Source organism: Leclercia sp. Marseille-Q4284 (assembly GCF_916618945.1).
GTDB lineage: Bacteria > Pseudomonadota > Gammaproteobacteria > Enterobacterales > Enterobacteriaceae > Enterobacter > Enterobacter tamurae.
Genome location: NZ_CAKAKG010000002.1, coordinates 611,176 through 625,715, shown reverse-complemented (window position 1 = coordinate 625,715; position 14,540 = coordinate 611,176). Strand labels below are relative to the sequence as shown.

General features: G+C 56.6%; 11 protein-coding genes. 6 read left to right on the top strand and 5 right to left on the bottom strand.

What is annotated here, in order from left to right; translation table 11 throughout:
* Positions 1–108: 108 nt before the first annotated feature.
* Positions 109–1,683: an RNA repair transcriptional activator RtcR gene (gene rtcR / locus LG383_RS17700; RefSeq protein WP_225759805.1), complete on the bottom strand. Its 1,575-nt coding sequence runs from the start codon at positions 1,681–1,683 to the stop codon at positions 109–111.
* Between the two features lie 188 nt (positions 1,684–1,871).
* On the opposite strand from rtcR, the gene LG383_RS17695 reads away from it, so the two are divergent.
* On the top strand, positions 1,872–3,098 hold the full coding sequence (locus tag LG383_RS17695; RefSeq protein ID WP_225759804.1) for an RtcB family protein: 1,227 nt from the start codon (positions 1,872–1,874) through the stop codon (positions 3,096–3,098).
* Positions 3,099–3,103: 5 nt separating this feature from the next.
* Entirely contained in the window at positions 3,104–3,892 is a 789-nt protein-coding gene (locus LG383_RS17690; RefSeq protein ID WP_225759803.1) for a nucleotidyltransferase domain-containing protein, read from the top strand.
* 31 nt (positions 3,893–3,923) lie between these two features.
* On the opposite strand, the gene lysC is transcribed toward LG383_RS17690, so the two are convergent.
* Positions 3,924–5,273, bottom strand: a complete 1,350-nt coding sequence (gene lysC / locus LG383_RS17685) for a lysine-sensitive aspartokinase 3 (protein ID WP_106993914.1) — start codon at positions 5,271–5,273, stop codon at positions 3,924–3,926.
* 304 nt (positions 5,274–5,577) lie between these two features.
* On the opposite strand from lysC, the gene pgi reads away from it, so the two are divergent.
* Together pgi and psiE are read left to right on the top strand one after the other, a co-directional pair.
* Positions 5,578–7,227, top strand: coding sequence for a glucose-6-phosphate isomerase (gene pgi, locus LG383_RS17680; RefSeq protein WP_106993915.1), 1,650 nt, complete (start codon positions 5,578–5,580; stop codon positions 7,225–7,227).
* Positions 7,228–7,406: 179 nt separating this feature from the next.
* Positions 7,407–7,817: a phosphate-starvation-inducible protein PsiE gene (gene psiE, locus LG383_RS17675; RefSeq protein WP_106993916.1), complete on the top strand. Its 411-nt coding sequence runs from the start codon at positions 7,407–7,409 to the stop codon at positions 7,815–7,817.
* A 92-nt stretch (positions 7,818–7,909) separates the two neighbouring features.
* Here the strand turns inward: psiE and malG are convergent, their stop codons facing one another.
* From malG to malE, 3 genes are all read right to left on the bottom strand, one after another.
* Positions 7,910–8,800, bottom strand: a complete 891-nt coding sequence (gene malG / locus LG383_RS17670; RefSeq protein ID WP_106993917.1) for a maltose ABC transporter permease MalG — start codon at positions 8,798–8,800, stop codon at positions 7,910–7,912.
* Between the two features lie 14 nt (positions 8,801–8,814).
* Positions 8,815–10,359: a maltose ABC transporter permease MalF gene (gene malF / locus LG383_RS17665; RefSeq protein WP_166181271.1), complete on the bottom strand. Its 1,545-nt coding sequence runs from the start codon at positions 10,357–10,359 to the stop codon at positions 8,815–8,817.
* 121 nt (positions 10,360–10,480) lie between these two features.
* Positions 10,481–11,671, bottom strand: a complete 1,191-nt coding sequence (gene malE / locus LG383_RS17660) for a maltose/maltodextrin ABC transporter substrate-binding protein MalE (RefSeq protein WP_106993919.1) — start codon at positions 11,669–11,671, stop codon at positions 10,481–10,483.
* Between the two features lie 369 nt (positions 11,672–12,040).
* On the opposite strand from malE, the gene malK reads away from it, so the two are divergent.
* Both malK and LG383_RS17650 read left to right on the top strand, forming a co-directional pair.
* Positions 12,041–13,150, top strand: a complete 1,110-nt coding sequence (gene malK, locus LG383_RS17655; RefSeq protein WP_106993920.1) for a maltose/maltodextrin ABC transporter ATP-binding protein MalK — start codon at positions 12,041–12,043, stop codon at positions 13,148–13,150.
* Positions 13,151–13,224: 74 nt separating this feature from the next.
* Positions 13,225–14,529, top strand: coding sequence for a maltoporin (locus LG383_RS17650; protein WP_225759802.1), 1,305 nt, complete (start codon positions 13,225–13,227; stop codon positions 14,527–14,529).
* Positions 14,530–14,540 lie beyond the last annotated feature (11 nt).

Here is a 14,540-nt window from a genome sequence, read left to right as displayed (position 1 = left end):
TTCCTTGCGATTGTGTTGTGTCATGTAGTTATAAAAAAAAGCCGGGTTCGAGCCCGGCTTAGAGATAGTGTTTATCCTGCTAACTAATTTTATTCAACCAAATTTTCTTCATGATCCCGGGTGCAGGCTTTCCCAGCTCAGCCCAAAGCGGGCGAGATATTTGCGCAGCCGGTCAGCATCGTTAGGATTGACCTTTTTCATCCGGGAGACCGAGAATAGTTCGCGTCCGGCCTCGGATAATGAAGCGCTACGACGGCACACCTCCAGCACGGTTTCCAGCTGCCGCTGGTCGAAGAGATCGAGTTCCATCGCCACTGATGGCGTGGCGGTTTGCCAGTTCGCCTGCAGCCTGGCAATCTCTTCCTCAACCAGCGCTAAGGTGATGCGCCCCTGATCCGCAAGCGTGGCCATCCGCGCCACCGAGGAGCCCAGTTCACGAAAGTTACCCCGCCATAACGCCTGAGGCGAGTCAGCAAAACGCAGATAGCGCTCGCGCGCCTCTTTGTCGAAGCGAACCTGAGACTGGGCTTCGGCCGCGAAGCGTTGCAGTTCGTACTCCACGTTCGGGGCGATATCTTCCCGGCGCTGCGCCAGGCCGGGCAGGGCAAAACTCCACATATTGATACGGGCGAAGAGATCCTCCCGGAAACGGCCTTCAGCCACCCACTGACGCATATACCGGTGCGTGCCGGCAATCAGCTGAAAATCGCTCCTGACCTCTTTGTCGGAGCCAAACGGGAAGAAGGTTTTTTCTTCGATAGCCTTCAACAGCATGGCCTGTTCGTCGAGGCCCAGTTCGGCGATCTCATCTAAAAACAGCACGCCGCCGTCGGCCTCACGTAGCAGCCCGGCGCGGGCCGTTGCTGCTCCGGTAAAGGCGCCTTTGACATGGCCGAAAAGAGTCGACATGGCGTTGTCACCCCGCAGCGTGGCGCAGTTTACCGCCACCAGCCTGCCTGTCAGCTGATGGCGGGATTGCTTAAGCTGGTAGATACGGTTGGCGAGGAAGGATTTTCCGGCCCCCGTTGGGCCAGTCAGCAGAACAGGGGCGGTCGAGCGCAGCGCCACACGCTCAATCTGATCGATCAGGGCGTTAAAGGTGGCATTGCGGGTATCAATCCCGGCTTTCAGGAACGAAATGGACTCCTGCTGTTCACGTTGAAAGCGGCTGGTCAGCGTGGCATAGCGGCTTAAATCCAGATCGATGAGCGAGTAGCGTCCGACGGGCACGGCCTCTTCCGGCGCGTCCCTGCTGGCGGGACCGGTCTGGATCAGACTGGCGGGGAGGTACCGCGCTTCGGTCAGCAAAAACCAGCAGATCTGCGCCACGTGGGTGCCGGTGGTGATATGCACCAGGTACTCCTCATTTTCGGTGTCAAACTTATAGCGTGTGGCGAAATCGAGAAACGCGGCGTAGACCTCTTCAAAATCCCAGGGATCGGCGATGGTGACGGGACACGGGCGCACGGTGGTATGGGGTGAGAGCAACCTGATATCTTCCGTTAGCTGTTCCGCCATCCCCCGATCCTGGGGCTGGTGGAGGAGCTCAAGCCTGTCGACGGGGAGATCGGGCTGCTGGCAAAGCGCGACCGTTGGGCGCCATTTGCGTAAGCGGTTGGCCCGCTTGCCGCGTTTGTCCATCACCGTACCCAGGACCCCAATAACCACTCGCCGCTTTTTCATGTTTATCCTGCAAGATAAGAATCGATAATAAAAGATAAAAAGGTTCTGCGGGTTACGCAATGCCCGGAAAAGTCTTGAAGACAAAAACTAGCACAATCAATGGCATATGTTTTTTATGAACAGGGTGAGTAATTTGGCACGCTTCTGGCAATACTTCTCAGTAACAGACGGCCCTGAGGGTGAGCACCATGAAACAGAATGATTTTGATGTATTAACGGCGCAACACAGCGCCCCGGTAAAAATGTGGACGCACGGGGTGCCCGTTGAGCCAGAGGCGCGCGAGCAACTGCTGAATACCGCGAAGATGCCGTTTATTTTTAAACATCTGGCGGTAATGCCGGATGTGCATCTCGGAAAAGGCTCCACCATTGGCAGCGTAATCCCCACCAAAGGAGCCATTATTCCCGCGGCGGTAGGGGTGGATATCGGCTGCGGGATGATCGCCGTGCGGACCTCACTGCTGGCAGGCGATCTGCCGGATAACCTCCACGGACTGCGCAGCGCCATTGAACAGGCCGTGCCACACGGGCGCACCAACACCCGCTCCCGTCGCGACAAAGGGGCGTGGGAAAAGACGCCGAATGAAGTGGATAACCACTGGCGACAGCTGGCGCCGCGCTTCAAACGGCTGACGGATAAGTATCCGCAACTGCTGAAAACCAATAACCATCAGCACCTGGGGACGCTGGGCACCGGGAATCACTTTATCGAGATCTGCCTGGACGAGCAGCAACGGGTGTGGGTCATGCTGCACAGCGGCTCGCGTGGCGTGGGCAACGCGATCGGCAACGTGTTTATCGCCCTGGCGCAGAAGGATATGCAGCAGCACATCGCCAACCTGCCGGACAGGAACCTGGCCTATTTCCAGGAGGGGAGCCGGCACTATAACGACTACATCGAAGCCGTGGAGTGGGCGCAGGATTTTGCCCGCCATAACCGCGAGGTGATGATGTCGCGGGTGCTGGCCGCGCTGTCGCGCATCGTACCAAAGCCTTTCCTGACCCAGCAGGAGGCGGTGAATTGCCATCACAACTATGTGCAGAAAGAGCGTCATTTTGGTGAAGAGGTGCTGGTGACGCGCAAAGGGGCGGTGTCGGCGCAGAAGGGCGAGATGGGGATCATCCCCGGCTCGATGGGGGCGAAAAGCTTTATTGTGCGCGGTCTGGGCAATGAAGAGAGCTTCTGCTCCTGCAGTCATGGGGCAGGGCGGGTGATGAGCCGCACGGCAGCTAAAAAACGCTTCACCGTGGCCGATCAGATCCGCGCCACGGCCCACGTCGAGTGCAGAAAAGACAACGAGGTCATCGATGAGATCCCGATGGCCTATAAAGACATCGATGCGGTCATGGCGGCGCAGTCGTCGCTGGTCGAAATCGTCCATACGTTGCGCCAGGTGGTATGTGTAAAGGGATAAAGCAGATGGTTGATAATGGTGTAGATACTGTCATGCGCGAGCGCGTGCGGCAGCAACTCAACGAAATAGAACAACGATTTAATGTGACCGTGCTGTATGCCTGTGAATCGGGCAGCCGGGGCTGGGGCTTTGCCTCGCCGGACAGCGATTATGACGTGCGCTTTCTGTATGTGCATAAACCTGACTGGTATTTGCGCGTAGAGCCGCAGCGGGACGTGATCGAACTGCCTGTCGACGATGAGCTGGACGTGAGCGGCTGGGAGTGGCGCAAGGCGCTTGGCCTGCTGAAAGCGGCCAACCCTACGCTTATCGAGTGGCTGGATTCGCCGGTGGTCTATCAGCAGAGCGACACGGTGATAACAGAACTACGCGCACAGGTACCCGCCTGGTTTTCCCCGGTTCGTGCGCGCTGGCACTACTACTCCATGGCGCGCAAAAACTTCCGCGGTTATTTACAGGGCGAAGAGGTGCGGCTGAAGAAGTACTTTTACGTCCTGCGTCCACTGTTAGCGGTGCGCTGGATAGAGGCCGGAAAAGGTATGCCGCCGATGCGCTTTGCCGAACTGCTGGCGGGAAGCGATCTCGATACGCCGTTACGTCAGGAGATCGATGCGCTGCTGGCGATAAAACAGCGTGCGGGAGAGGCGCAGTACGGCCCGAGACGCCCCTTGCTGCACGCATTCATCACCCGGGAGCTGGCGCGAGGCGAAAATCCGCCCACGCTGCCGGACAGCCGGGATGGCAAGATAGCCTCGCTGGATTCGCTGCTGATGAGAACGGTGCTGGCGGGATAAAAAATGGCCCGGTTTCCCGGGCCATTTCCTGTTACTCAAACAAGTTGTGATGCAGTTTCTGCACGACCTGCTCGGCTTCATGGCCTGGTACCAGGAAGCACAGGTTGTAGCTGGATGCGCCGTAGCAAATCATGCGGATGTTAAACGGATCCAGCACGCCAAACACCTCTTTGCCCACGCCGCTGGCGCGGGACAGCTCGTTACCGATGATCGCCACCAGGGCGAGATCTTCTTCCACCTCGACGCGGCACAGTTCCGACAGCTCCATCAGCAGGGACTGGGTCAGCAGGGTATCGCCGGTAGAGGTTGAGCCGGTGGTATCCAGGGTCAGGGCGATGTTCACTTCTGAGGTGGTCACCAGATCCACCGAGATGCTGTGGCGCGCCAGAATGCTAAACACTTCGGCCAGGAAGCCGCGGGAGTGCAGCATGCTCAGGCTGTGCAGGGTCAGCAGGGTCTGCTTGCGACGCAGGGCGATGGCGCGGAACAGCGGTGGGTTTTCAGTGGTGTTGCACACGATAGTGCCGCCCGCTTTTGGATCTTTGCTGGAACCGACGAAGACCGGGATATTGCTGCGTACCGCAGGCATCAGCGTCGCCGGGTGCAGCACTTTCGCGCCAAAGGTTGCCATCTCAGCGGCCTCTTCAAAGGCGATCACGTCAATACGTTTTGCCGCTGGCACCACGCGCGGGTCGGTGGTGTAGATACCCGGTACGTCCGTCCAGATATCGACGCGGGAGGCCTGCAGGGCTTCACCCAGCAGGGCTGCGGTGTAGTCGCTGCCGCCACGGCCCAGCGTGGTGGTACGGCCTTTGGCTTCGCTGCCGATAAAGCCCTGAGTGATGACAATCCCTTCAGCCAGACGCGGCGCCAGCTGTTGGGTGGTCAGTTCGGCAATGGCGGTAACGTCCGGCTCGGCGCGGCCAAAGCGGTCGCTGGTGCGCAGCACTTTACGCACGTCAAACCACTGTGACTGAACGTTACGCTCGCGCAGCACTTCAACAAACAGCAGGGTCGACATCAGCTCACCGTGGCTGACCAGCTCGTCGGTCAGGGCGGTGGAGGTCGCCAGCGAGGCCGCTTCCGCCAGGGTGATGATATTTTCCAGCAGGCGTTCAATCTCTTCGCTGATCACGCTCGGATTGCGCAGACGGCCAAGAATATCGAACTGAATTTTGTGCAGCGCTGCGAGCTTCGCCTGGCGCTCGCTCGCTTCCAGCCCTTCAGCAAGGGCGACCAGCAGATTGGTGACGCCAGCCGAAGCGGACAACACCACCAGGCGGGTATCAGGATCGGCCAGCACCACATCGGCGCTGCGGTTCATGGCATCAAAATCGGCCACGCTGGTACCGCCAAATTTGGCGACAACAAAACTCGTCATAACAACCTCGTGTCAGGGAAGGAAAAAAGCGACCATGGCACAAGGACAAAATAGTTTTATCGGTGCAGGCGCAAATACCGTGTGTATAAATAAAATGTGCAGGGGATCCTGTCAACGCCGGGATTATGCGGATTTTTCATGCTGCCTTCCATATGAGAAACAGGACTTATAACAGCTATACTTTTGGAGCTTTTGCGCTGCACTTGATACAGGCCAGGCCAATGGCATAAAAACCATCACAATTTTTAGCGACAGAGGCTACAATCGACCGAGGTCACAATTCTCAATTCAGAAGAGTATTGCTATGAAAAATATCAATCCAACGCAGACTTCAGCCTGGCAGGCATTACAGAAACACTTTGATGAAATGAAAGACGTCACCATCGCAGAGCTGTTCGCGAAAGACGCCGATCGTTTCAGCAAGTTCTCCGCGACCTTCGACGATCAGATGCTGGTAGATTTTTCCAAAAACCGCATCACTGAAGAGACGCTGGCAAAACTGCAGGATCTGGCGAAAGAAACCGATCTGAGCGGTGCCATCAAGTCCATGTTCTCCGGTGAGAAGATCAACCGCACCGAAGACCGCGCTGTGCTGCACGTGGCCCTGCGTAACCGTAGCAATACGCCGATTATCGTTGACGGCAAAGATGTGATGCCGGAAGTGAACGCGGTGCTGGAAAAGATGAAGACCTTCTCTGAAGCGATCATCTCAGGTAGCTGGAAAGGCTATACCGGCCAGGCGATCACTGACGTGGTGAACATCGGTATCGGCGGCTCCGACCTCGGCCCGTTCATGGTGACCGAAGCGCTGCGTCCGTACAAAAACCACCTCAATATGCACTTTGTCTCTAACGTCGATGGTACCCACATCGCCGAAGTGCTGAAAAACGTCAATCCGGAAACCACCCTGTTCCTGGTGGCGTCCAAAACCTTCACTACTCAGGAAACCATGACCAACGCCCACAGCGCGCGCGACTGGTTCCTGAAAACAGCCGGTGATCAGCAGCACGTAGCGAAACACTTCGCGGCGCTCTCCACTAACGCCAAAGCAGTAGGCGAGTTCGGCATCGACACCGCCAACATGTTTGAATTCTGGGACTGGGTGGGCGGTCGTTACTCTCTGTGGTCAGCCATCGGTCTGTCGATCATCCTCTCCGTGGGCTACGACAACTTTGTTGAGCTGCTCTCCGGCGCGCATGCGATGGATAACCACTTCGCCACCACTCCAGCAGAGAAAAACCTGCCGGTTCTGCTGGCGCTGATCGGCATCTGGTACAACAACTTCTTCGGCGCTGAAACCGAAGCGATCCTGCCTTACGATCAGTACATGCACCGCTTTGCGGCCTACTTCCAGCAGGGCAACATGGAATCCAACGGTAAATACGTTGACCGTAACGGCAACGCCGTGGATTACCAGACCGGCCCAATCATCTGGGGTGAGCCAGGTACCAACGGCCAGCATGCGTTCTATCAGCTGATCCACCAGGGCACCAAAATGGTTCCGTGCGACTTTATCGCGCCGGCCATTACCCACAACCCACTGTCCGATCACCATCCGAAGCTGCTGTCGAACTTCTTCGCGCAAACTGAAGCGCTGGCGTTCGGTAAAGCGCGTGATGTGGTTGAGCAAGAGTATCGCGATCAGGGTAAAGATCCGGCGACCCTGGACCACGTGGTGCCGTTCAAAGTGTTCGAAGGCAACCGTCCGACCAACTCCATCCTGCTGCGTGAGATCACCCCGTTCAGCCTGGGCGCGCTGATTGCCCTGTATGAGCACAAAATCTTCACCCAGGGCGCGATCCTGAACATCTTCACCTTCGACCAGTGGGGCGTTGAGCTGGGCAAACAGCTGGCAAACCGCATTCTGCCAGAGCTGGGTGATAACCAGGATATCAACAGCCACGACAGCTCCACCAACGGTCTGATTAACCGTTATAAAGCCTGGCGTGCATAAGTAAGTCTGCTGCGGTCTGTGTGCCCGGTGGCGCTACGCTTACCGGGCCTACAAAACCCCGTAGGCCGGGCAAACGAAGTGCCGCCCGGCAGATCTGCACAAAACATAAACAAAAAATATAGATCCCCGTCACATTTTTGCGTTATACAGGAACCTCGCCCCGGAGAATGAGGTGCTGTATGACATCCCTGACTCGCCCACGCGTTGAATTTATCGCAACCATTCTGCAGACCGTGCTGAACCTGGGCCTGCTGAGCCTTGGCCTGATCCTGGTGGTCTTCCTCGGTAAAGAGACGGTGCATCTGGCTGATGTGCTTTTTGCCCCTGAGCAAACCAGCAAATACGAGCTGGTTGAAGGGCTGGTGGTTTACTTTCTCTACTTCGAATTTATCGCCCTGATCGTGAAGTACTTTCAGTCTGGCTTTCACTTCCCGCTACGCTACTTTGTCTACATTGGTATCACCGCGATTGTGCGACTGATTATCGTCGATCATAAATCGCCTCTCGACGTGTTGCTCTACTCGGCGGCTATCCTGCTGCTGGTGGTCACACTCTGGCTGTGCAACTCGAAGCGACTGAAACGGGAATAAAAAAGGGCGGCCCGAGGGCCGCCGAAAACAGTCACAAGTTGGATTATTACATCAAGGCAAAGTTGAGGGTTGCAGTGGCATAACGATGAAACTTACCCTTTCACACCCCCCGCGGTCAGGCCGTTCACCAGCCAGCGCTGGGCCAGCAGGAACACGACGGTGATCGGGATAGCGGAAAGGACGGCGGCTGCGGCAAAGTCGCCCCACAGGTAGTTTTGTGGGTTGAGATATTGCTGCATCCCTACCGCCAGGGTGTAGCTGTTCACATCACGCAGCAGCAGTGACGCGACCGGCACTTCAGTGATGGCGGCGATAAACGACAGAATAAAGACCACCGCCAGAATCGGCACGGAGAGCGGCAGCAGCACCAGGCGGAACGCCTGCCATGGGGTGGCGCCATCCAGCGAGGCTGCTTCTTCCAGCGAGTTGTCGATGGTTTCGAAATAGCCCTTGATGGTCCAGACGTGCAGTGCGATGCCGCCGAGATAGGCGAAGATCACCCCGCCGTGGGTGTTCAGACCGATAAACGGCACGTACTGGCCGAGGCGGTCAAACAAGGCGTACAGGGCCACCAGCGACAGTACCGCCGGGAACATCTGGAAAATCAGCATCCCTTTCAGCAGCGTCGCTTTCCCCTTGAAGCGCATACGGGCAAATGCGTAGGCGCAGGTAGTGGATAGGGTCACGATACCAATCGCGGTGATGGTGGCGACTTTTACCGAGTTCCACAGCCACAGCAGGACCGGGAACGGCGGCGGCGTGACGCGGCCATCAGCGTGTTCCACGCTGAAGCCCAGCGCCAGTTTCCAGTGCTCCCAGGAGATTTGCTCCGGGATCAGGCTCCCGGTGGCGAAGTTACCCGAACGCAGGGAGATGGCGATAACCATCAGCAGCGGGAACATGATCGCCGCGATAAAAATCAGCAGGCCTAAGTGCGTGGCGAAGAGGCGCAGCTTCTGAGATTTGGGTTGGACCATAGACATATTCTGTGCCCTCCTTAGTCGAATTTCATGCGTGTGGCTTTCAGGTTTACCACCGCCAGCGCGCCTACCAGCAGGAAGATCAGGGTGGCAATCGCCGCCGCCAGACCGAAGTCCTGACCACCGCCGCCTTCGAAGGCGATACGGTAGGTGTAGCTCACGAGCAGGTCGGTATAACCGGCTGGCGTGGTGGTGCCGAGACGGTCCGGGCCACCGTTGGTTAACAGCTGAATCAGCACGAAGTTGTTAAAGTTAAAGGCGAAGCTGGCGATCATCAGCGGCGTCAGCGGCTTGATCAGCAGCGGGAGCGTAATCTTAAAGAAGTTCTGGAACGGGGTCGCACCGTCCATCGCCGAGGCTTCGTACAGGTCATCCGGGATAGCCTTCAGCAGCCCCATGCACAGGATCATCATGTACGGATAGCCGAGCCAGGTGTTGACGATAACGATCATGGTGCGGGCGGTGGTCGGGTCGCTGAACCAGGCCGGCTTGATGCCAAACAGCCCGCTCAGCATCATGTTGATTTCACCAAAGCTCTGGTTGAACAGCCCCTTGAAAATCAGAATCGAGATGAACGACGGCACGGCATACGGCAGGATCAGCAGCACACGGTAAATCGCTTTCCCTTTTAACGCTTCCCACTGCACCAGGCAGGCCAGCACCATCCCGACGGCCACGGTCAGGATCACGGTCAGTACCGAGAAGACCACCGTCCAGACAAAGATAGCGAAGAACGGCTTCTGAATGCCTTCGTCGGTAAAGACGCGGGTAAAGTTGTCCCAGCCGATGGTCACGGTATAGCCCGGGCTGAGTTTATCGTCGCCCCAGTTGCCGTCGGCATTCACAGACTGGTAAAAGCCAATCTCGTTGTTCGGGCGGTACTTCACGCCGGTCTGGTTGTTGGTGAGCGTGCTGTCATCGCCCAGCGTGTAGAGCGGGCGGGTGCCGGAGAACTGGCGCAGTGAGCTCATGATCACTTTGCTTTCGTCCGGCAGCTCGGCGGTAATCTGGGTCAGCGCCTGACGGTTCTGGGTGATAACACGCAGGTTAGCGCGTTCCCCTTCCGGCAACGCATCCGCTTCTTTCAGGGCCAGTTTCTGCTCGCCGCCAAACTTGAAGGCGTCGGAAACGTAGTATTTGCCCGCGGCATCGTCGGTCAGGGCCAGCTTCCACTCGTCACCGGACGGGTAGAGGCCAAAGTTGAAGGTCTTACCGGCCTGATAGGAACGATCCATCAGCACCTGCTGGGCGCGCTCTTGCGCGAGCTGGTTGGTGCTGCTGTAGTTGGTAAAGGCAATGGCGATGGTGCAGATCAGAGGGAACAGGACAAACAGTCCCATCCCGGCCACGCCCGGATAGACATAACGCCAGGCGTAGGCTTTACGATTGGCGAAAATATAGAGGCCGACCGCGCTTAAGATCAGCGTCATGGCGGCAAACAGGTACTCCCCCTGGGCGTACATTACAACGATAAGGTAACCCACCAGCAAGCCCAGCAGACCAATCACTGACCATTTCAGCGTGTCGCTTTGCCACCAGTGTTTCTTTTTAACGACATCCATGGGGATCTTCCTCTACAACAATTAAACAACCCTCACCCCAACCCTCTCCCTGAGGGAGAGGGGGCGGTTTTCTCCTTCTCCCTTGAGGGAGAAGGCCGGGATGAGGGGGTTACAGCCAGTCTTACTTGGTAATACGACCTTGAGCATCTTTCAGTGCGGCATCCACAGTCTGACGACCGCTGGCGGCGTTGATCACCGCAGTACGGGTGGCATACCAGAAGGCAGCCATCTGTGGGATGTTCGGCATGATTTCGCCTTTCTCGGCGTTGCTCATGGTGGCGGCGATGCGTGGATCTTTCGCCAGCGTTTCCTGGAAGGATTTCAGCGCCACGGCACCCAACGGTTTGTCCTTGTTCACTTCTTCCAGACCCTGATCGGTCAGCAGGTAGTTTTCGAGGAACTCTTTCGCCAGCTCTTTATTCGGGCTGGCAGCGTTGATACCGGCGCTCAGCACGCCAACAAAGGGTTTAGACGGCTTGCCATTGAAGGTTGGCAGCACCGCCACGCCGTAGTTGATCTTACTCTTGTCGATGTTGGACCACGCCCACGGACCGTTGATGGTCATCGCGGTTTCGCCCTTGTTGAAGGCCGCTTCAGCGATGGAGTAATCGGTATCCGCATTCATCTGTTTGTTCTTGATCAGGTCGACCAGGAAGGTCAGACCGGCTTTCGCCCCTGCGTTGTCCACGCCGACATCTTTCACGTCGTATTTGCCGTCAGCAAATTTGAACGCGTAACCGCCATCGGCAGCAATCAGCGGCCAGGTGAAGTACGGCTCTTGCAGGTTGAACATCAGCGCGCTCTTACCTTTCGCCTTCAGCTCTTTATCCAGAGCCGGGATCTCTTCCCAGGTTTTCGGCGGGTTCGGTACGAGGTCTTTGTTGTAGATCAGGGAGAGGGATTCAACCGCGACCGGATAAGCGATCAGCTTGCCGTTGTAACGTACGGCATCCCAGGTGAACGGGAACAGTTTGTCCTGGAAGGCTTTATCCGGGGAGACTTCCGCCAGCAGGCCAGACTGTGCATAGCCGCCGAAACGGTCATGCGCCCAGAAGATGATGTCCGGGCCGTCGCCAGTCGCCGCAACCTGCGGGAATTTCTCTTCCAGCTTGTCCGGGTGTTCAACGGTAACTTTGATGCCGGTGTCTTTCTCGAATTTTTTACCCACTTCGGCCAGGCCGTTGTAGCCTTTGTCGCCGTTAATCCAGATTACCAGCTTACCTTCTTCAATTTTGGCGAGCGCCGGAGCGGAGATCATCATTGCTGCAAGGGCGGACAATGCGAAAACGCGTGCGCCAGTCTTGATATTCATATCTGCCATCCTTTTTGGTGATGTGCTGTGGATACATGAGGTGGTTCAACGTCGCTCAGTCTCCTTATTTGACATCCTCTTTCCATCCTCCTGTCCCCTACGCCCCACCCCCGCTTTATGTGATCTGCGTTGCATAAATTTAAGTTATGTGTCCCAGCGCACATAAAAGTACGGTGAATTTTGCCAGTGACATCACGAATTTAGCCTCAGCCCCCCGGTCGCGCTGGCGGAGTCCTCTCTCTCATCCTCCCGCCTCCTCCCCCATAAAAAAGGCTGGGGGTGGAGGATTTGCGACGCCGCGTGATACCCCATAGTGAACTTATCTTGAATGTTTCTGTCGGCGACAGGTTGTAACGAAGGGAGTAGGGCATGGCGAGCGTAGAACTGCGTAACGTAACGAAAGCCTGGGGTGACGTGGTGGTGTCAAAAGATATCAACCTCGATATCCAGGAAGGCGAATTCGTGGTTTTTGTTGGCCCGTCAGGCTGCGGTAAATCGACGCTGCTGCGCATGATTGCCGGTCTGGAAACCATCACCAGCGGTGATTTGATGATTGGCGATACCCGGATGAACGATATCCCGCCTGCGGAACGTGGCGTCGGGATGGTCTTCCAGTCCTATGCGCTCTATCCCCATCTCTCCGTTGCCGAGAACATGTCGTTCGGCCTGAAGCTGGCCGGCGCCAAAAAAGAGGTCATCAACCAGCGCGTGACTCAGGTCGCCGAAGTGCTTCAGCTGGCGCACCTGCTGGAGCGTAAGCCGAAGGCACTCTCCGGTGGTCAACGTCAGCGTGTGGCGATTGGCCGTACGCTGGTGGCGGAACCGCGCGTGTTCCTGCTCGATGAGCCGCTGTCGAACCTCGACGCCGCATTGCGCGTGCAGATGCGTATTGAAATCTCCCGCCTGCACAAGCGTCTGGGCCGCACCATGATTTACGTCACCCACGATCAGGTCGAAGCGATGACTCTGGCCGACAAGATTGTGGTGCTGGATGCCGGCCGCGTGGCGCAGGTGGGCAAACCGCTGGAACTCTATCACTACCCGGCAGACCGCTTTGTTGCGGGCTTTATTGGCTCGCCAAAGATGAACTTCCTGCCGGTCAAAGTCACCGCCACCGCCATTGAACAGGTTCAGGTTGAACTGCCGAACCGCCAGCAGGTGTGGTTACCGGTAGACAGCGCAAACGTCAATGTCGGGGCAAACATGTCCCTCGGGATCCGTCCTGAGCACCTGCTGCCGAGCCACATCGCTGATGTGACGCTTGAAGGCGAGGTTCAGGTGGTTGAGCAACTTGGTCACGAAACACAGATTCATATCCAGATCCCCGCCATTCGTCAGAACCTGGTGTACCGCCAGAATGACGTGGTGTTGGTAAAAGAGGGTGCCACATTCGCTATCGGCTTGCCGCCAGAGCGCTGCCATCTGTTCCGAGAAGATGGCACTGCATGTCGTCGGCTGCATCAGGAGCCCGGCGTTTAAGCAATCCCAATAATAAGCACGAAACCATCAGGTGAAGTGTTCAAAGAAAAGCAATGATCTCAGGAGATAGAACAATGATTACTCTGCGCAAAGTCCCTCTGGCGGTCGCCATTGCGGCAGGCATCCTGTCTGCCCAGGCCGGCGCTGTAGACTTTAAAGGTTATGCTCGTTCTGGCATTGGCTGGACCGGGAGTGGTGGCGAACAGCAGTGTTTCCAGGCAACAGGTGCACAAAGTAAATACCGTCTTGGTAACGAATGTGAAACCTATGCCGAGATTAAACTGGGCCAGGAAGTGTGGAAAGAGGGCGACAAGAGCTTCTATTTCGACACCAACGTAGCGTATTCCGTTTCTCAGCGTAATGACTGGGAAGCCACTGACCCGGCATTCCGTGAAGCAAACGTGCAGGGTAAAAACCTGATTGAATGGCTGCCAGGCTCCACCATCTGGGCCGGTAAGCGCTTCTATCAGCGTCATGACGTTCACATGATCGACTTCTACTACTGGGATATCTCCGGTCCTGGTGCGGGTATCGAAAACATCGATCTGGGCTTCGGTAAACTCTCTCTGGCAGCGACCCGTTCTTCTGAATCCGGCGGCTCTTCTGCGTTCGCTGACTTCGATACTGATGGCAACCGTATTTACGACAATATCGTGCCGAACGATGTCTTCGACGTTCGTTTAGCCGGTATGGAAATCAACCCAGGCGGTACCCTGGAGCTGGGCGTTGACTACGGTCACACCAACATTCCAGACGACTACTACCTGCAGCCTGGCGCCTCTAAAGATGGCTGGATGTTCACCGCTGAACATACCCAGAGCATGTTGAAAGGCTTCAACAAGTTTGTGCTGCAGTACGCAACGGATTCCATGACCTCCAACGGGAAAGGTATTCCGCAGGGTGCTGGCCTGAACAACAACGGTTCTCTGATCCGCGTTCTCGACCACGGTGCCATCACCCTGGCAGACCAGTGGGATCTGATGTACGTCGGTATGTACCAGAATATCGATCTGGACAACAACAACGGTACCGAGTGGTGGACCGTCGGTATTCGTCCTATGTACAAATGGACACCAATCATGTCCACCCTGCTGGAAGTTGGCTATGACAACGTGAAATCCCAGCGTACTGAAGACAACAACAACCAGTACAAAATTACCCTGGCACAACAGTGGCAGGCAGGCGACAGCATCTGGTCTCGTCCGGCTATCCGCGTGTTCGCAACCTACGCCAAGTGGGATGAGAAATGGGGTTACGCTAACAATGGCGATACCGGTTACTCCTCTGGCGTAGCGTATAACGACACCTCCGCGAAGACCTTCAGCCGCGGCGACAACGATGAGTGGACCTTCGGTGCCCAGATGGAAATCTGGTGGTAAGACGTAGTCTC

Bases quoted from the DNA above. Each gene is read 5' to 3' on its own strand.
- rtcR (WP_225759805.1), bottom strand. From the start codon at position 1,683: ATGAAAAAGCGGCGAGTGGTTATTGGGGTCCTGGGTACGGTGATGGAC.
- LG383_RS17695 (WP_225759804.1), top strand. From the start codon at position 1,872: ATGAAACAGAATGATTTTGATGTATTAACGGCGCAACACAGCGCCCCG.
- LG383_RS17690 (WP_225759803.1), top strand. From the start codon at position 3,104: ATGGTTGATAATGGTGTAGATACTGTCATGCGCGAGCGCGTGCGGCAG.
- lysC (WP_106993914.1), bottom strand. From the start codon at position 5,273: ATGACGAGTTTTGTTGTCGCCAAATTTGGCGGTACCAGCGTGGCCGAT.
- pgi (WP_106993915.1), top strand. From the start codon at position 5,578: ATGAAAAATATCAATCCAACGCAGACTTCAGCCTGGCAGGCATTACAG.
- psiE (WP_106993916.1), top strand. From the start codon at position 7,407: ATGACATCCCTGACTCGCCCACGCGTTGAATTTATCGCAACCATTCTG.
- malG (WP_106993917.1), bottom strand. From the start codon at position 8,800: ATGTCTATGGTCCAACCCAAATCTCAGAAGCTGCGCCTCTTCGCCACG.
- malF (WP_166181271.1), bottom strand. From the start codon at position 10,359: ATGGATGTCGTTAAAAAGAAACACTGGTGGCAAAGCGACACGCTGAAA.
- malE (WP_106993919.1), bottom strand. From the start codon at position 11,671: ATGAATATCAAGACTGGCGCACGCGTTTTCGCATTGTCCGCCCTTGCA.
- malK (WP_106993920.1), top strand. From the start codon at position 12,041: ATGGCGAGCGTAGAACTGCGTAACGTAACGAAAGCCTGGGGTGACGTG.
- LG383_RS17650 (WP_225759802.1), top strand. From the start codon at position 13,225: ATGATTACTCTGCGCAAAGTCCCTCTGGCGGTCGCCATTGCGGCAGGC.